The organism is Nostoc sp. CCY 9925, from assembly GCF_963920935.1.
Lineage (GTDB): Bacteria > Cyanobacteriota > Cyanobacteriia > Cyanobacteriales > Nostocaceae > Nostoc.
Window position 1 is genome coordinate 1 of sequence record NZ_CAWUDO010000132.1, and the last position, 17,087, is coordinate 17,087.

The following is a 17,087-nucleotide window of genomic DNA, read 5'->3' on the forward strand; positions in this document are numbered from 1 at the left end:
CTTTTCCTGCACCCTCTTGACAAAAGTGCAATCACTCTAACCTCTCACCGATGGCTTCAGCCAAACTATCTCAAGCGACAAAGCGAGTGAAGTGTAACAATTAAAAGATGAGCATTTTAAGCCACATTATTTTCTAGTTATTAGCATTACTAATTTTTTGGGGTACAAGCATTTTATACCCCTGTGTATTTGATTAAAACTGAGATTTTTGCAGCTTATGTGCAGGAACTTGTTCCCAACCAGTTTTGCATTGACTATTATCTTCCTCTACTTTGATTAAGATTTCTTGCAAGTTTATTTTCAACTCAAGACTGTATCGACAATTTACATGAAATATAGGGAACAATCCTATACTAAGCAATAGCGCTCCAGAAAGCGGTAACACCAGGATTGTCCAAAACGCCTTGTTACGCATTATTTGACCAGTATTACCACCAAACTTAGTAATATTAGTGAGGAGAATATTATTGCGCTGTCCATCTTGTTGAATATTGTTAGCCATATGTTTGCCCTTTGAATTGCTTCTATGACTATTTAAATTGGGCAATGGCTGATTTACTGGTTAAGTAATTAGCTGATTTTTATACTTGATTTGAAACAGCTGGCTAAGATTTGGGTGAGAAATGGACAAGTGAATATATACAAACTTAGCCATCCTTCGCAGGTTAAAAAATGATAAAATCTAACCCGTTATTCGATGAAGAGTCATGGCGCGATCGCTTAAAGTAGCGGAAGGGTACATTGCTAGTGTCAGGTCTGCCCTACAAAGAAATGGCTATCCTAGTCAGAATTCCTTAGCTTGTGAGGTAGGTATTTCTCTATCGACTATTAAAAACTTTCTCAACGGTAAACCTGTCGATATTTTAAATTTTCAAGAAATTTGTCAAAAATTAGGTTTAGAATGGCAAAAAATATCAGTTCATTCAGAAGAAACTGTAACAGAATCATCTATTTTTATTACTGGTAAGTGCATTAGTGATCCGCGTTACTTTTTTGGACGAGAAGAAGAATTAAAACGCCTATTTAATTTACTTAAAAAGCGCCCTTTGCAAAACGCAGTTATTATTGGTAAAAAACTTAGTGGTAAAACTTCGCTACTCTACTATTTGAAAAATATTACAACCATACCAAAAGAAAAGTTACGCCCAGGACAAAAGTCAGACTGGCTACCACAACCAGAAATTTACAAATGGGTTTTTGTAAATTTTCAAGACACGCGGATGCAAAAGCAAGAAGGACTTTTGAAATATATACTCCAAAGTTTAGCAATGGAAATTCCATCGATATGCGACCTAGATCATTTTATGGAAATTGTTAGCGATAATCTACATCAGCCCACCGTAATTTTAATGGATCAGGTTGAAGTAGGATTGCAACGTTGTCCTGAGTTAGATGATGGTTTTTGGGAGTGTTTGCGTTCTTTAGGGAACACAAGCGGAAATTTGTCATTTGTTTTGTCTACTCCTAAACCTCCTTTAGAACTGGCTCACAGCAATGGGCATAGTTCACCCTTTTTTAATACTTTTGGATATATGGCAACTTTAAGTGCATTTACAGAACAAGAAGCACAGAAATTGATAGCAAGTTCACCTATTTCTTTTTCTGAAACAGACATAGAGTGGATTTTGAAACAAAGTCAGTGTGTACCACTACTGTTACAAATCCTTTGCTGGCACAAATTATTTAGCTTGGAAAATGGGGAGATTGGGGACAACTGGCAGGAGGAAGGATTGCAACAAATAAAACAATTTCAATTTTTGTTGGCGGAATTATGACTTCACAAAATGTATTAAGCAATAATTATACCAATACACCAGAACTACATCCTAATTTATTTATTGGTAGCATTCAAATAACTTTTTGGAGTTTATTTCATCCATCAGCTTTACATAATCATATAGCCCGCTCAAATTTATCTTCATTTTCATCCTCGGACTCAGCCATCAATACATTAACTAAAAATCGAGAACTACGTAGGCTATTGATCCAAGGATATTTAGTTTCACCTTTACCTATTTATTTATTATCAGCTTTATTTATTTTACTAATAGTATGTTTTAGTTTTGAATATTCTACAGTTAAAAATTTTAATTTGCTCCAAATATTATTAAATTTTTCATTGATATTTACAATTTTTGAACTGTTACCAATTGGTTTATATATTGCCTTTGGGTTGATATTTGGTTTTATTTTAAGCATGATGTTTGGTGATACCTTTGGCAAAATCTTTAGTGTTGCATTTGGTTCTGTTTCAAGCATCGTAGCTAGCTGGTATTTTTTGGAATTGTCAAACCATCTTGTTCACTTTGGAGAATTTGTTAGACCATTTTTTTGGAGTGCTTTGAGCGCTGCTGTTGGAGTTGCTCTTAGCGCAGCGATTGGAGTGAGATTAAATGGTGCATTTTCTATTGCTTTTGCTTGTATTATTATCGCAGTTTTAAGCAACACAATACTTAGTAATCCTCAAAGTCTTAGGAGTAGCGATAGTATAAGTAAGGATATTATTTCTTTAGTTGTAGGTATTGGGTTTGCTTTCAGCTGGTGGTTGCCTGTAATTTTATATCCATTACAGACTATTTGGAATATAACTTTATTTGTACTAGATAAAAGACAAACTAATAATTCACCTAGTTTTTTGGCACAACATTCAGCCTTCTGGCATGAATATCAATTGATACCTCTAATGGGGTTAGATCAACACATTGTTCTGATAGCAAAAAGTAAAAAAAATGAAGCAAAAGCTGCTATCGAATACTTAGTAACCAGCAGTCAAAGCTGGGCTGGTCAAGCAGCACAAATTGAACTTTATGCATGTGAGTTAGAAAACTGTAAAAATATAGAAGAGATTAGCGATGCTCATCATTCTATGTTGGCGATCGCTGAAACAGAAAACGCCGTGGCAGGTTTATTTAAGTTTTTTAGCAGTATAAGTCAAGAGATTAATCAAACTCTACGTTTGACAGAAAACTATAATCAACGTATTCTTCTTAGAGGTATTGAAAGACAATTAGACACACAGTTAAAAAAAATTATAATAAGTCGCCAAAAATATACTTCTCGTTTTTATCCAATTGCTAAAAAATGGCATGAGATAATCATCAGTTATATAGATGAACTTGCCAAAGAAACAGAACTTTACCAAGAAACAGACTCGCCTTATATTATCGGTATTCCCTTAACTCAAGAACAAGAAATCTTTATCGGACGTAGTGATATTGCAATTCGTATAGAACAATTACTTCTAGACCGTCGCCGTCCACCCTTACTACTTTACGGTCAGCGTCGCATGGGTAAAACTTCTCTTCTTAACAACCTGCAACGTCTGTTACCCAATACCATCATTCCTCTGTTTGTAGACTTACAAGGCGCACCTTCATTAGCCAAAGACTCAACAGGTTTTCTCTATAATGTTGCTAGAAGTATGATAAATTCAGCCAAAAAGCAAGGTGTTATTTTGACATCATTAAATCGTGAAATGCTAGCAGATGACCCTTTCACCTGCTTTGATGAATGGTTAGATGAAGTAGAACAAGCACTCGGACAAAACACTGCTTTACTGATGCTGGATGAATTTGAAGAATTAGATAGAGCTATAAATAAAGGACGCTTTGACGAACAAGATATTTTAGGAATGCTACGCCATCTGATCCAACATCGTCCACGCTTTAAGGTGATGATTGCAGGTTCTCATACTATTGAAGAATATCAACGCTGGGCTAGCTACCTCATCAACGTCCAAGTTATACACATCAGCTACTTGAAGGAACACGAAGCCCGACAACTTATTGAGCGTCCTGTCCAAGATTTTACCCTAAGCTATGAACCGGATGCCGTGGAGCGAGTACTGCAACTAACCCGCTGCCATCCATGTCTATTACAAATACTTTGTGCTGAAATTGTCGCATATAAGAATAAACAAGACCCATCTGTCCGGCGGTTAGCAACTCTCACTGATGTAGAAGCAGCGATACCAGCATCTCTTAGCAGTGGTGGATTGATCTTTGCAGATATTCAAAATAATCAAGTAGACACTATTGGAGGAGATATCTTGTACTATATTGCCATACAGGGAGAAGGGGCAATAATAAGCCATGAACGCATATTGCAACAGTTTACTGATGCTGACACATCTCTTAAATTGCTGTTACAACGAGAGTTAATTGAGGAGGTTAGCAAAGGTTATCGCTTCCAAGTTGAATTGATTCGCCGCTGGTTCGCCTGCCAAAATTAGCTTTCTCGCTGATTTTGCTGGGAACGAATGTAGGAAGAACTCACCATATTGGTAATTGCAGGTTAAAACACATACTCCTGTTGAAACTACCGAGTCTCTACAGAAGATTTTGCAGAATACTGATTGGACAAATACTAAACGCCCCGACCGGGCAACAGCGATGCACAGCATTGGCTCTCCAATCCTTTTAACAGTCAGGCTTTCATATCTCAAATAAGAAATGGCTACATGAGTTTTGCTTAACCATGCTGGTTATTTACGGGCATAAGAACAGAGAACGGCAACAAAACAACAGCATTGTTGGTCAAGTTCCTGCATCGGAGCAAGAGGTTTAATGTCAAACTCTGTACCAAGAACTGGTTATCATCTCCCTGAACTGTCACAAAATGTCCAATTAGTTTCTCTGCAAGTGATTTGGCGTGATGGTGATTTGGATCTCCTAGATTATTTTGAGTATTAAAAGACATACCTGATCCATCAGACTCTCCATGATTTTGAAGGCGTTCGCGTCGTGCAGCACGTTTAGCTAATATGGACATCAGGCTAGACCAAGTTTCAGTATCAAGTCGGTAGACTTTAATTTTTTGCTTTTCAAACCCCGGCTCAAATCTCGACCAGCGAAAAGCCGCTTTAATTCCCAACTGCGATAACATTTGATGCACAACCTGAACATCACTCATTTTGTCGCTGATGGTGCGGTTGAGATGGTGGTATATTTCTGAGGCATAGAGACGAATCTTGTCGGCGTAGGGTTTGAGGTCAGCTTTAGTCCATTCTTTATTTGGATCTAAAAAGTCATTTAATCCAAATGCTTCTCGCATTTTTCGCCGCAGTGCTGTACCGGAAATATCCCACGGGCAAACAGCTTGATTCCAATTAGCTTGTTTCTCTAATGATTTGGCTGTTCTGTCAACTCCTAATTCGGGATAAAGTTGCGCTTCTAAGTTGAGCAGTTCCCCGCGCCGTCGGCCTTCTTTGTCCCAAAGTACATGTTCTAGAGTTAGCTCGTCTACGCAGTAGAAATCTTTCAGATAATATTTTCTAATTGCTAGTGCATCTTCTGGTGAAACTGCTTCTTGGGATTCTAGCAGGGCAATTTCTGGATAAGTTAAATCTGCGGCGGCTACTATGTCTTTGGCTTCAATTTGTTTGATTTCGTCTTTGGCTGACTTTAGTAACAGTTTGACAGCTTTATCCGATTCTCGATTATCAATTGTAATTTGATGTCCTTCATGTCTGAGTCGAATTAGCAGTGCATCAGAAAGATTCATCATCGAATAATTCTGCTCGGCACTAATTCGGGCATACAAATTAACATGAGGGTTTGATTGCCAATCGAAATTAGCAATACCTTCAACAATATCTGGTCTAAGGTTGGAGCGGACTAAACTAACTGTGGCATCTGTTCTCTGTTGTAATTGAGCTTTAATTTCTAGATAATTACTGGAGCGAGAAACTTTACAGTAATTTGTCCCACGTTTGGCACACCAAACTATGCGGTCTACGTTGTCTCGCACGCGAATTAAGGATTGGGACATATCAGCGTCGGTGGATGATGCGCCGGTGAAAATTCCATAGACTTTCTCGACTTTATCTGGAATTTCTATGCTGACTCCGGTGGCGACTGTGGGAGAACAAATAATTACGTCATATAACCCTGAAGCTAATACTGCATCGGGATTTTTCAAAAACCTTTTTTCGTCTGGATTGCCACTGGTTTCTGAGTTAACTAGCAGGATTCTAATACCAGGAATTTCTTTTTGTAGGAGTCGCGCTGTTGTCTTGCTGGTGGCTTTGCTATCTGTGGTGACGTATAGCGCCTTACCTTGCTCGATGTTCCGCGCATTTTGGATTAACTCGTTTATAACAGCTGATTTATCTTTGGCTTGAATAAATGTGACGTGGTAGGGTTTGGGTTGATAGTCGTTATAAATTAAGTAGATTGGATCTGGGTTTTGTCGGAGTTCCCAGAGGTAATTTAGGGTTGGGTTGTTTAAATCAGCGTCAGCAACAATTATCCTCCGGGCGACTCTAATTAATTCTGCAAACCTTGCTAGTAATGCGGGACGTTTCCCGTCTTTATCGCAAGTACTAGAAGTTAGTAAGTGACGAACAACTTGGACAATTTCATCAATCATTAAGTCACAACCAGCAAATTTTTTCGGGTCGATGGCTAGCAGCGAATCAACACAGAAACCAATTCGGAAGCTGTAAGCTCCTCCTTTGATAAAATTGCCGTTGACTTTATCTAAGTCGCCCCGGTAATCTAAATCTGCTCTGGCACATAAATTCTGTACGAGCGCAATTCTGTGACTCGGTGCTAATAACTTCGGAGAATGCGCTGTAGTTTTGGCCATAAACTTAGTTTTACCAGTGCCTTTGCCTGAGTTAAGGGCAATAATTCCTGATTCGGGTAAGTCTTTGATCTCTAAGGTGGATAAGTCGGCTGTGGTCAGTTTTAATGAGGGTTCGTAAGTTAACCGATTTTCTAAGCGTTGCCACAACTGCCAGTGTGCTACTGAAAGGGCTTGGTTTAAGGCTGTTGACCAAGCAGCCACGCCAGCGTTGACAATTAAATCATCAACGCCTTTACACAGTCCTTTCTGACCGTCCCAGATGGCGATATCAACTATTGAGCCGGCGGCAGTCAGTAATCGGCTAAAGCGGAAAGTGGCAGCATTAACCCGTCTCTGGGTTAGAGTATTGGTGTCTTGGTCAAAGGCGAGGGTAAATTTTCTCCCCTTAACAGCAAATCGTGCTATATCTGGGATTAGATAGGGCTTGACAGGGTTGCCTAATAAATCCTTGCTACGGTAGCCGCCGTTAATTCCGTAAAGGGCAATGGCTACATACCCCTGTGACAACAGGCATAAGGATTTTTTACCGCCTTCTGTAATGATGATTGGGATTTCTGGGTGGAGTTCTAGCCAGTCCCAGAAACTTTCGCCAGGAGGGGGGACTTCTACGCCGTAGCGGTTGGCTATTAAGCGTCTATTTTCTCGGTTGACGGTGGGGAGATAAGCCCGTGAGCCGTTGCCAATTGGGGTTTCGTATTTTTGATCCTTGTCTTTTTTCGTGTCAATCCTGGGTTGACTGAGTTTGCCTTGCCAAGGGCTACCGTCTTCGTTAAAAAATATTGCGGCGTGGAGTGTGGGTTTGGCTTGATGCCCAAATCTGGTATATTTCCAGTTCAGTGCATCGTGGATTGGGGTTGATACATCCCCCCCAGCACTAATTTCTATGTCCGAGACGATGCGGATGTTATCAGTGTAGAGAGAAATTGCGATCGCAGAGCCGGTAATAAATTCTCGCTCAATTCGGCTGGCAAACTCACTTAAGCTTTCTACTGGCAGTAAGTTTTGAGTGGATGGTAGAACACTTGATAGATTTTTCAATTTCTTTCTCCTGGCAAGGGTTACAGTGCCCTCGCCAAGAAAAGACTGATGTGAAACTTTTATCTACAGAACAGTTGGCGTAACTTGTGCGGTAGAGGGAAAAGAGTCAAGTAGTTTGGGTAAAGCCTTCATGCCTGTTACTTTTTTCTTAGGAATCTGTTGGAAATAAAGCTTATAATCAATGAAAGGCTCCACTTGATCTTTCTCCAGTGGGGGTTTTACACTCTGTCTTTTCTGGCGGGGTGGACGTGTGGTAGGTGTTGCAAGCACCGAAGCCACAAAATACGAGCAAAATCAAATGAATAATTTGAGCCTAAGTCTGTGAGTCTTACCTCGCAGGCTTTTTGGCTTTTATTGGCTCAAATTCCAAAGATTAAAGACCATAAATAGAAGTTATTTGGTTGGGGCTAAGATGTTGTCTGGTAGTCAGCCTATGATCGAGTAATACTAGGCACATATTGCAATGTGGCTAACAATTGCTACTGAACAATCTCTCTCATCTGTAACTAGATTAAACTTTCCCTCTTTTCGCTCTACATCATCTGGTTGGTTCTCCTTTGTTACGCTGTTTCTCTTTTGTTAGCTCCTTTTTCTTTCTTATTTGATGCAATAGCTTTTTTGAGAAGGATTTTTGCTAGTTGAGGAGGAGTCATAAATTCTTCCTGTGCCCATTCTTGTAAATATGAATACTCATCCTCCTCAATACGAATGGTCAATTGCGGCTTTTTTGAAGGCATAGTCAAATTAAAATACCATGCCTAATTATTCATCCTTTGAGTCTTATTTTCCAGTGGTGAATCAAAATATTGACAGGTGACTCACCTATGAATTAACATAACAGACAAGACAGGAAAACAGCAAGCACCGTTAGCTGATGCCTGTCCACCGAGCAAGGAAAACCTATATAAATCAATCCTTTTGGCGTGTGGATCTGACAAAGTAACGGTAACTATCAAATGCTTGTCTTATCTTTGTCAGTACCTAACGCTGACCATCAGTCACTATTTGTCCATTAACCGATAGATGCTCTATGAAAGCGTCAAACTCCTCACGGGGACTTGATTTAGATTCCCCTGGTCTGTTTTGCTCAAGTTATGTTACGAAATCTGAACTCGCAAGAATTCTTAACGTTGCTCGTTCAACTTTAGTCAGTTGGGACGGCATAGCTCTTTACCGCATAGATGGCTATCGGCAAGCCTACCCAGTAAAAACTGATGGCAGTACGGATCGCTCTTGTCCGTTATCCCCGTACCAAAGCTGGGTTCTGTCCCGCATTGGACGAGTGATGGCTAATCTGCGTTCTGTCGAACGAGTAAAGAACTACATCAAAAAGTATCCCCAGGAATTCAGTCAAGCCAAGTTTCAAGCACAGTTCGCCCAAGTAATTCAAAGAGGTACAGCTGCATGAGTCCTAATTCCACCAAAACCAATAAGCCAGAAATGATTTCTATTAAAGAATCTGCCGAACGTTTGGGAGTTGCTGAGGAGATTATCAGATTCAGCCTTACTGAAGCTTACCCCGATGATTTTGATAGCCTCAAGGAAATAACTTTGGCAGAGTTTGAAACCCTAGCCAACACATTCAAGCAGAAGGCTCTTGAACAAAACACGCCAGAAGTAGCTGCGATTGCTCCTTCTGGCGATAGTCCTTTACCAATAGAACAACAGCAACAGATTATTGATGGTACTGTCAATGCCCTTCAAGAATTTGCTGGTAATTACGTGCTGACCATTGAGAAAATTGCTTCAACTCTGGCTTATTTGAGTGGTCAAGCAGTTGTAGACAACTTTGTAGAAATTCATTCCACCACCGTCAGAGATGGCTTAGAAAGCTATTTAGACCAGTTTGCAGCCGAGTTTGTGACTGCTGCTCATTCCATCAAAGGAGTGAACGCTAAAGATTTTTTGTCCCAACGGGGAATAACCCAGAAACAGCGAACTGCTCAAAAGTCATTGCAAGAGATTCTGAACCTAGCAGCAAACCCCTAGATATTGCTTCAAGGATGGCATTATCCGATGCCAGATTTCTATTCCTTTTGTACAAAGTTTCTCAATCAAGAAAAATGCACTTACTAACTGAAGTTTGTTTTTATTCTGGTGTGGCTACCCTCTCCCTAATTGGTGGTGTAGCTGCTTGTATATCGCCTTTGGGAGTTGGGTTATTTACTGTGGGCTTAGTAATGTATGTCAACCAAAACAAACAATAATAGGGACAAATTAGAGTCTGATTATCAGTGGCTTGCTTTCAAAATCCGCCCAGTCCTTTTAATAGCTTGCATCACAATTCCTAGTTTTTTTGGAGCTTATATCTATGCAGCAAATTTTGACTGTCGAGCAAATTTTAGCAATTCTCAAAGGGAAAGAAGAGAGTTTGAGGATGTTGAGGGCAACACCAGAATACATGAGATTGGAAGCGTCAGAGCGATTCACTACGTCAAATGACCTCCGGCTCGGTGACGCGATTCAGGCACTCTTCGAGATTCACGAAGCCATCCTAAATATCGAATTCTACTCCCAAGTTGAGGGGCAAACAAATGCTTTCAATGACAGCCTTACAGCGTAACCATTTGTACGAATTCCGTGGTCAACAACTCCGCTACAGCCATCAGTCTAATTGTCGAGCCAATGCACCTTTCGTTTTTAACGACTCCAAGGGCAGACGCAAAGAATTAAGCCAAAACCAAGTGCAGACAGAGGTTTTTGAACTTGTTGAGTTTTGTGAAAACTGATGATGAAGCGATTGCATCGACGACCAATCACTGCAATCGCCCCACTCCGGGACGTATCTCTCGCCGCAAAAACGAAAGTACACAAGGATTCTAACAAATGACACTTGATTACAAAAATCCCAACGATTGGGGACGTTCACCGCTAACTGACCGCGCTTTGAGATTAGAGCAATTCAAAGTGGAAAATCCTGAAGAATGGGCAGCAATGATTGAGGCGGATATTGAAGCACTCTCCACACCACTAGAAGAAAGTGAAAATTACCCACCCTTCACTGGGACGGAATTTCTAGCAACTCATTCAACCATCGATGATCATCCATACTCTGCTGCATTTGGTCAATTTTTAGGCAATGGGATTGACCCAGATATTGCAAATATATTGGCGTTTGGCTCCAACAGATTTGATTTAATTTCTGATGATTTTGACGACCCCGTAAGGCAACTGGCAACGAGAATTTATAACCGATTTGAAGACATGGGTTACTGGGATGAAGTGCCTGACTATGGCGATGATATCAACTACGACTACATACCTTATTAGGAGATTAAATGGCTAGAAATTACGGAGCAGCAAAACTCAAAAATCATATTCCCAACAATGCCCCCGGTACGTTAGGAGCAATGGGTAAACTGTTTGATGTCTCAGAATCGGACTTCAACAAAGCCCTCCTTGGCGACCAAACGGTAATCACCAGAATTGCAGACATGGCGCGACTGTCTGACACTGCAAAAGCCAATTTACCCAAGGCATTGGAGGCATACCGGAAAATCATTGAAACAACTGGGGATGTAAACCAAGCCTATGCCGAACTGGTGCAATTGACCCAAAAACACGGTACGCAAACCCTGAAAGCTATCAACACCAGTAAGACAGGAGAACAGCGTTTCAAAAACGAGATGTCCGAAATGCAGGCGGAACACGTCAACGCCACCACTGCGGAGGCCACCCGTCACGCGCAGCGCTCATCTTTGATTCAGATATCTGGGGCCACAGCTGACCTCATGGCTCTAGCAAAATATGAGGCTGATTTAATCAAAGCTTCTAACAAGCTGCCTGAGACACAAGACGCGGCGGATCGCGCTTATGAAACTGCGGTAACTACCGCACTGTGGACAAACGGCAGTGAAGCGAAAACCGACCGCATACCCAAGCCCAATTACTCGCGCACTGCTGGCATTAGTCGAGTAGGTGACTGGTTCAGGAATTTTATGGGCATCTAACCATAGTTAGCTAAAAGCCAGTAGTGCCATTCAACTCTGGCTTTTTCTGTTTCACCCACGCGAGGTAAACATGAATGAAATTGATTCCCTATTATCGCAGTTCCAAAATACCAGCGAACAGTCTACACCAATGCTTTGGGGTGAAACTACTTCAGAAAAACCGACCCCAGAGAGCGAAGACGGCGAACGGTTAGAGCAATCCATTCGTGATGTCTTCAGTAACAAGCAACTGCTAAACAAAGCACTGGCTACATTCTTGGGCGTATTTACTGCAAACACTGGAGTTAGCCTACTAACGAGTTTGGGAATTGGGGCGATCGCTTCTGGGACACTCGGCAGCATTGTACTGGGGCTATTCTTCGCCAATACCCTGACCAAGCTTCAATACGACGGACAAATCCATATTGACAAAGATTTTTTGGTAGCGACCGCCCAAACTGCAAGTGTAGGAGCTTCGCTGTGGATTGCCTTTGATGAATATAGGGCAGTGTCTAATGCATCTAGTGTAGGTAAGACGCGGTTCTATCAAGAGGTGAAAAGCTACGAGGTTAAGCCAACTCCAAAGAATGAAATACCTTGGCTGTGGATTGGGGTAGGTGCTTTTGTGTTGTTGGTGATTGCAGCAATCGTCAGGGGAACAAACCAATGAAACGCAAACAATTTGAAGAATACTTGCGTTCGGGAACAGCCAACAATATTACTGTGGGGGTGCTGGCGGCCATCGGGTTGATTTGTGGGGCAAAGTCATTTACTGGCACTCAAGTTAGTTTGGTTGAGTATTGCTTCATCCCCCAAACGCTAAAAAATCCAGTTAACCGTCAAGGGTACTGCACACCCTCTAAGCGGTACATTATGCCCCTTCACGAGTTTAATGCCCCTGTTTACGCCCCAGCTAACCCGGAGTTTCAACGTGATAGCTTTCTGCCAACTAAGGCAACCCGTCTAAGAATTATTCCCCCAAGTAACCCAGATAAGCCGCTTTGGGGTCTAGCCGCAGTAGTGGTCACAGGTGGTGCTTTCGCATTGTCTAAGGCTAGGGAATGGCGATTGATGCAGATGTTACCCGAACTGAGAAATGAGCTAAAAGCCAACTGGTTAATCAGCAAGCTTCGGTTCGGCTTGAGACTCCACAAGGAAAGTTATACCGCACAACTAGATTACGAATTTCACCAATGGTCAGAGAATCGACGGCTAAGAGCAGCACAATTATCAAAGATGACACCGGAAGAATTAGCCATATTTCAAGAGCAAGTAAGGTTAAAGGCAGAAGCCGAAGCACGGGCGCAACTACAGCAGGCAACGGGTCAGCCAGCCGGGGCATTGCCGGGACAGTCAATGCAGGATGTTGCCAGGGGTGACGACAAAGTAACTGGAGGACAACAGCAGACATTACAACAAAATACGAATGGTAGCCTTGATCCATCAGAAGCTCTTGCCTTCAACACTTTGCAAGCCCTAGCCAGAGCCGATAGTTCCACTGCTTTAGTCGCTGCACCAGGAAGTGGTAAATCAGTAACCCTCAATTACTTAATTCAGAAAATCCTTGCAGATTCCCCCAATGCGGATATTTGGGTAATTAGTGCTAAGAATGATAGTTTCTGTGGTTTGCGAGAGAAAGAAAGGGTAATTGTCTTTGACGGGGAAAACCCAGACCTAGCGAAAGAGGTAATTGATAACTTTTACACGGACTACAAACAGCGTAAGCAACTACTAGAATCAAAGCGCGAATCCTTACCACCATTGATTCTAATTTTGGATGACTGGTTAGTGATTGCTGACCAATTAAGTAAGCATTACTCCGACTGGAATTATGGGGGTAAATTACTTGACGTTTTACTGATTGGTAGAGAGTTTAATACTAAGTTTATTGCTTCCCTACAGTCTTTTAATCTGGCAGCATTGGGCATTGAAAAGATGGATGCTCAAACAAGAATGTGTCTCAATTTACTGCTCTTAGGTAACAGGTATATCAAGAACGGAAGGGAACAAGAATCTTATGGGGTACTGGAGTTGATTTTAAATAGAGGTGATATCATTCCGGGTAAACAAGAGAGAGAGCAAATTAAATCTAAATATCTGTCAGTGAAAGCAGTCTCTTATCAAAACTTCCGTCCAGTTATGATTGCTTCTGTTGGTGGTTTTGTTGTGGCATTAATGCCCCTTTTATCTAATCAAGTCAACTCGATTGCTTCGGAGCAGGAATATCTAGATAGAGTATTTGACCTAGAATTTAATTTAAATGCTGCTCACAATGCACATCCCAAACCATTATCTGAAGTAGCTAAAAAGATTTATGAATACTTCCAGAATGTGAAGTCTAAAACGCCAAAAACATTACGCGATTTGAAGAAAGCAGACAGGTTATCTGGCTATTCAGAATCAGAATTAATTGATGGATTAGCTGAATTAGTTAAGACGGATCAGGTAAATTCTGACGGAAATGATAGCTACTCCCTACCTGATTGGTGAAAGGACTGCCGTGATGCCGTGGTCATAAAAAGGGATGTTTTACAGGCTTTTCTGAGTGTCTACGGCATACGGCAGCAATCACGGCAATCCATGCCATGTATAGGTCGTAGCCTACGGCAGCTTTACGGCATTGCGGACAACCACGGCAGAGACACCAATAATAAATCAGCCAATAAATAGCCAGTTATTGTTAGAGGATTAGAGAAATAATGCTGAGAAATGCTATACAAAAGCGATCTAGCCCTTGATCTGGCTTTTCACCTTCATTTCAATACAAAAACCCCCCTAGATGCTACATAATACTGGGGGGGTTATTAATTAAATTTATCTATAATTGCAATCTCTAAGGGTGCGTTCTGCCTTGTAATTAAATTTAAGCTATCAATTTTTGCTTTTTATTGAAAGTCACTCAAAAAAAATATTTGATTTTTTTTGAGGTCACTCAAGAACCACATCTGTCTTCTCTTAGCTTGTGACAATACGCTGCCAGATAAGCTTTTATCAAGCTTACTAGCTCTGGGCTTACGCAGGGTCTGAGCCGCTATTCTTGCCATTCTATTACTACTCTGTTTCTTATTTTGCACTTAATATCACCTCGCTTTGTGCTTATTTACTCCATTGTAATGGATTCTTCTCAATGTGTGTAGTTTTTCTAGTTTTCTGAAGATGAATTTAAAAGTAAATCTACTAAAGATAGCAATAAAATTTTAATCTTTCTATTTTAAATGCATCTTTATATGTCACTTTTCTGATAAAATCACAACTGAATAATCAGCCTATTTCAATATTTTAGTGAAACGCGACTCCATTTATTACCAAATATTTAAACGCTTTCCTGCGTTAATTTTTGAACTCGTTGATTACCGTCCTGAGCAGGCGCAGAACTATCGATTTGAGTCAGTTGAGGTGAAAGAAACCTCCTTTCGCATTGATGGGGTCTTTTTACCTCCAAAGGATGCAACACCCAGAGTTATCTTTTTTGCAGAAGTTCAATTTCAGAAAGATGAAGCTCTTTATCATCGGTTTTTTACTGAGTCGATGATGTACTTAAATCGCAATAGAGGACTCTACGATGACTGGTACTGTGTGGTAATTTTCCCAGAGCGCAGTTTGGAACCAAGCGATACAAGAACTCATCGATTATTTTTGAACAGCGACCAAGTGCAGCGCATTTATTTAGATGAGTTAGGTAATTCTAATACTCTGCCAATAGGTATCAATTTAATGCAGTTGACAATCGCTTCAGAGAAGGCGATGGCTTCGCAAGCGCGTCTATTAATTGAGCGAGTACAATTAGAGTCAACGGACGCACTGCCGAAAAACGAAATAATAGATATTATTACCACGATCGCTGTTTACAAGTTTTCTTCGTTGAGTAGAGAGGAAGTGGAAACCATGTTGGGACTGACTTTAGAGCAAACAAGGGTTTATCAGGAAGCGAAAGCTGAGGGTAGGGAAGAAATATTGAAAGCAGCTGTGCCACTGTTACTAAAAACAGGGATGAGTGTAGAACAGATTGCTCAACAACTCAATGTTGACGTAGAATCTGTCCGGCTTGCTGCACAGCAGAACACTGATGAGTAAGCACACACGAAATCGTTGTTTACAAGTCTTTGTGAGTTTGAGTGTAAAGACGTGGAAGCTATGCTCTTACTGAACATTGAAGAAACACGAATCTACAAAGACTTGGAACGTCAAACCTTTCTTAAAAGCAGCAGCACGCATGAGTGAGCATGGGTTACAGCATCTCCGAAGTGGCTTCGTCTGTTGATTTATCCGTTGAGGAAATCACTTCAGAGGTGGTAAATTCTCAAACCCACACAGTCCAAGATGATCTCACAGAGTAGGGATCTCGGCTCTATGCCCTGTAAAATCTTGATTTTACTTTCTTTATTTACGACTAAATGAAGATTTTTACAACAAATCATATTAGTGGGATAGATTCACCAGCCTTGTATCACGAAACAATAAGTCGCACATCTAGTAAAAACTACTATAAAAAAGCTTTGCCCAAATCATTCCATAAGTAGAAATTGTATAGCACGTATATCTTTTGCCCGACAGAGATAAATTATTTATCAAACTTTTACTCTGGGGGGATAACCAACTCTAAATTAGGAGAAAACCATTCATAGTTTAGTTGAAAGACTTTTGGGCATGGAAAAACTTCAAAATGCCTAAATAAATCCGGCGTTGCTGTTAGCGCAGCTTGGCGTTAGCCATATCATGGGATGATTTCGCCCAATTTTGAACGCATTTCCAATGGTTTCAACGACCAATTCATCTCACACTTATGCAATGCCATAAATCTTACTCCGCAAACATTGTCATCTCCTACTAATTATGCATACACCTATTATCCCATTAATTCCCCCACAGCATTTAGGATTGAATGGAGAAGATAACCAAAGTGGTTTAGCAAAAAACAATCAGTCCCTAACTTATGACTTATTTGCACCAGAAATAATTGCTAATCCCTATCCATTGTACAAACGTATCCGCGAAGAAGATCCAGTTCACTATGAAGCATCCTTGGGCTACTGGATTTTAACTCGATATCAAGATGTAGAAGCTGCCTTGCGAGATGAACGGCTTAGTTCTGAGCGACGGACTTTGTTTATTCAGCAATTGGGCAATCTAGATGTCAGTTTGATCCAAAACTTTTTGCAACTGACGGGTAACTCGATGATTGAAAAAGATCCACCCGATCACTCGCGGATGCGAAAACTAGCGAATCAAGGCTTTACAACCCGTGCTTTAGAAAGCTGGCGGAGCATTATTCAAAAAACGACTGATACCTTATTAGATCAAGTGCAACATCAGGGTTATATGGATATTGTCTCTGACCTATCTGTACCCTTACCTAGCTTAATTATTGCCAAGATTTTTGGTGTACCAGAAAGCGATCGCGCTAACCTAATTAAGTGGGCAACGGATACCAGTTCTTTCTGGGGCGCTCCATCTGGTAACAATATAGAAGAATTAGCTGTTGCGGCTCGCAAACATAAACGCTCCGGCTTGCAAACAAGAAAATTGTTGGCT

General features: G+C 40.9%; 17 protein-coding genes. 14 read left to right on the forward strand and 3 right to left on the reverse strand.

The genetic code is table 11. The annotated features are described in order from the left end of the window. Nucleotides 1–193: 193 nt before the first annotated feature. A complete protein-coding gene (locus ACM0OY_RS35475; RefSeq protein ID WP_414573440.1) occupies nt 194–502 on the reverse strand; it encodes a hypothetical protein in 309 nt (102 codons plus the stop codon). A 205-nt stretch (nt 503–707) separates the two neighbouring features. Between ACM0OY_RS35475 and ACM0OY_RS35480 the strand changes: the two genes are divergently transcribed. Both ACM0OY_RS35480 and ACM0OY_RS35485 read left to right on the forward strand, forming a co-directional pair. Next, complete coding sequence (locus ACM0OY_RS35480) at nt 708–1,775, forward strand: ATP-binding protein (RefSeq protein WP_414573441.1); 1,068 nt, start codon at nt 708–710, stop codon at nt 1,773–1,775. Next, the gene (locus ACM0OY_RS35485) at nt 1,772–4,231 is read left to right on the forward strand and encodes an AAA family ATPase (protein WP_414573442.1); all 2,460 of its coding nucleotides are present in this window, start codon (nt 1,772–1,774) and stop codon (nt 4,229–4,231) included. The genes ACM0OY_RS35480 and ACM0OY_RS35485 overlap by 4 nt, the downstream gene beginning before the upstream one ends. A gap of 239 nt (nt 4,232–4,470) precedes the next feature. On the opposite strand, the gene ACM0OY_RS35490 is transcribed toward ACM0OY_RS35485, so the two are convergent. Together ACM0OY_RS35490 and ACM0OY_RS35495 are read right to left on the reverse strand one after the other, a co-directional pair. Then, nucleotides 4,471–7,626, reverse strand: a complete 3,156-nt coding sequence (locus tag ACM0OY_RS35490; RefSeq protein WP_414573443.1) for a plasmid replication protein, CyRepA1 family — start codon at nt 7,624–7,626, stop codon at nt 4,471–4,473. 560 nt (nt 7,627–8,186) lie between these two features. Beyond that, nucleotides 8,187–8,363 (reverse strand): hypothetical protein, encoded by a 177-nt coding sequence (locus ACM0OY_RS35495; RefSeq protein ID WP_414573444.1) that lies wholly within the window; start codon nt 8,361–8,363, stop codon nt 8,187–8,189. A gap of 293 nt (nt 8,364–8,656) precedes the next feature. On the opposite strand from ACM0OY_RS35495, the gene ACM0OY_RS35500 reads away from it, so the two are divergent. From ACM0OY_RS35500 to ACM0OY_RS35555, 12 genes are all read left to right on the forward strand, one after another. Further along, nucleotides 8,657–9,034 (forward strand): hypothetical protein, encoded by a 378-nt coding sequence (locus ACM0OY_RS35500; RefSeq protein ID WP_163932951.1) that lies wholly within the window; start codon nt 8,657–8,659, stop codon nt 9,032–9,034. Then, the gene (locus ACM0OY_RS35505) at nt 9,031–9,615 is read left to right on the forward strand and encodes a hypothetical protein (protein WP_414573445.1); all 585 of its coding nucleotides are present in this window, start codon (nt 9,031–9,033) and stop codon (nt 9,613–9,615) included. Before ACM0OY_RS35500 ends, ACM0OY_RS35505 begins: the two co-directional genes overlap by 4 nt. Before the next feature lie 74 nt (nt 9,616–9,689). Continuing rightward, entirely contained in the window at nt 9,690–9,833 is a 144-nt protein-coding gene (locus ACM0OY_RS35510; protein WP_190735106.1) for a hypothetical protein, read from the forward strand. A 104-nt stretch (nt 9,834–9,937) separates the two neighbouring features. Continuing rightward, nucleotides 9,938–10,189, forward strand: a complete 252-nt coding sequence (locus ACM0OY_RS35515) for a hypothetical protein (protein WP_414573446.1) — start codon at nt 9,938–9,940, stop codon at nt 10,187–10,189. After that, entirely contained in the window at nt 10,170–10,355 is a 186-nt protein-coding gene (locus ACM0OY_RS35520) for a hypothetical protein (protein WP_414573447.1), read from the forward strand. Before ACM0OY_RS35515 ends, ACM0OY_RS35520 begins: the two co-directional genes overlap by 20 nt. Nucleotides 10,356–10,452: 97 nt before the next feature. Continuing rightward, nucleotides 10,453–10,896, forward strand: coding sequence for a hypothetical protein (locus ACM0OY_RS35525; protein WP_414573448.1), 444 nt, complete (start codon nt 10,453–10,455; stop codon nt 10,894–10,896). 8 nt (nt 10,897–10,904) lie between these two features. Next, on the forward strand, nt 10,905–11,576 hold the full coding sequence (locus ACM0OY_RS35530) for a hypothetical protein (RefSeq protein WP_414573449.1): 672 nt from the start codon (nt 10,905–10,907) through the stop codon (nt 11,574–11,576). A gap of 70 nt (nt 11,577–11,646) precedes the next feature. Further along, nucleotides 11,647–12,225, forward strand: a complete 579-nt coding sequence (locus ACM0OY_RS35535) for a hypothetical protein (RefSeq protein WP_414573450.1) — start codon at nt 11,647–11,649, stop codon at nt 12,223–12,225. Then, nucleotides 12,222–14,045, forward strand: a complete 1,824-nt coding sequence (locus tag ACM0OY_RS35540) for a hypothetical protein (RefSeq protein WP_414573451.1) — start codon at nt 12,222–12,224, stop codon at nt 14,043–14,045. Before ACM0OY_RS35535 ends, ACM0OY_RS35540 begins: the two co-directional genes overlap by 4 nt. A gap of 18 nt (nt 14,046–14,063) precedes the next feature. Beyond that, nucleotides 14,064–14,225 (forward strand): hypothetical protein, encoded by a 162-nt coding sequence (locus ACM0OY_RS35545; protein WP_414573452.1) that lies wholly within the window; start codon nt 14,064–14,066, stop codon nt 14,223–14,225. A gap of 612 nt (nt 14,226–14,837) precedes the next feature. Next, nucleotides 14,838–15,629, forward strand: a complete 792-nt coding sequence (locus tag ACM0OY_RS35550) for an Rpn family recombination-promoting nuclease/putative transposase (protein WP_414573453.1) — start codon at nt 14,838–14,840, stop codon at nt 15,627–15,629. Nucleotides 15,630–16,388: 759 nt separating this feature from the next. Beyond that, on the forward strand, nt 16,389–17,087 hold a 699-nt coding region (locus ACM0OY_RS35555), incomplete at its 3' end, for a cytochrome P450 (protein ID WP_414573454.1).

What these genes read in the sequence shown, in the direction of transcription:
- ACM0OY_RS35475 (WP_414573440.1), bottom strand. Translation starts at nt 502, where the DNA reads ATGGCTAACAATATTCAACAAGATGGACAGCGCAATAATATTCTCCTC.
- ACM0OY_RS35480 (WP_414573441.1), top strand. Translation starts at nt 708, where the DNA reads ATGGCGCGATCGCTTAAAGTAGCGGAAGGGTACATTGCTAGTGTCAGG.
- ACM0OY_RS35485 (WP_414573442.1), top strand. Translation starts at nt 1,772, where the DNA reads ATGACTTCACAAAATGTATTAAGCAATAATTATACCAATACACCAGAA.
- ACM0OY_RS35495 (WP_414573444.1), bottom strand. Translation starts at nt 8,363, where the DNA reads ATGCCTTCAAAAAAGCCGCAATTGACCATTCGTATTGAGGAGGATGAG.
- ACM0OY_RS35500 (WP_163932951.1), top strand. Translation starts at nt 8,657, where the DNA reads ATGAAAGCGTCAAACTCCTCACGGGGACTTGATTTAGATTCCCCTGGT.
- ACM0OY_RS35505 (WP_414573445.1), top strand. Translation starts at nt 9,031, where the DNA reads ATGAGTCCTAATTCCACCAAAACCAATAAGCCAGAAATGATTTCTATT.
- ACM0OY_RS35510 (WP_190735106.1), top strand. Translation starts at nt 9,690, where the DNA reads ATGCACTTACTAACTGAAGTTTGTTTTTATTCTGGTGTGGCTACCCTC.
- ACM0OY_RS35515 (WP_414573446.1), top strand. Translation starts at nt 9,938, where the DNA reads ATGCAGCAAATTTTGACTGTCGAGCAAATTTTAGCAATTCTCAAAGGG.
- ACM0OY_RS35520 (WP_414573447.1), top strand. Translation starts at nt 10,170, where the DNA reads ATGACAGCCTTACAGCGTAACCATTTGTACGAATTCCGTGGTCAACAA.
- ACM0OY_RS35525 (WP_414573448.1), top strand. Translation starts at nt 10,453, where the DNA reads ATGACACTTGATTACAAAAATCCCAACGATTGGGGACGTTCACCGCTA.
- ACM0OY_RS35530 (WP_414573449.1), top strand. Translation starts at nt 10,905, where the DNA reads ATGGCTAGAAATTACGGAGCAGCAAAACTCAAAAATCATATTCCCAAC.
- ACM0OY_RS35535 (WP_414573450.1), top strand. Translation starts at nt 11,647, where the DNA reads ATGAATGAAATTGATTCCCTATTATCGCAGTTCCAAAATACCAGCGAA.
- ACM0OY_RS35540 (WP_414573451.1), top strand. Translation starts at nt 12,222, where the DNA reads ATGAAACGCAAACAATTTGAAGAATACTTGCGTTCGGGAACAGCCAAC.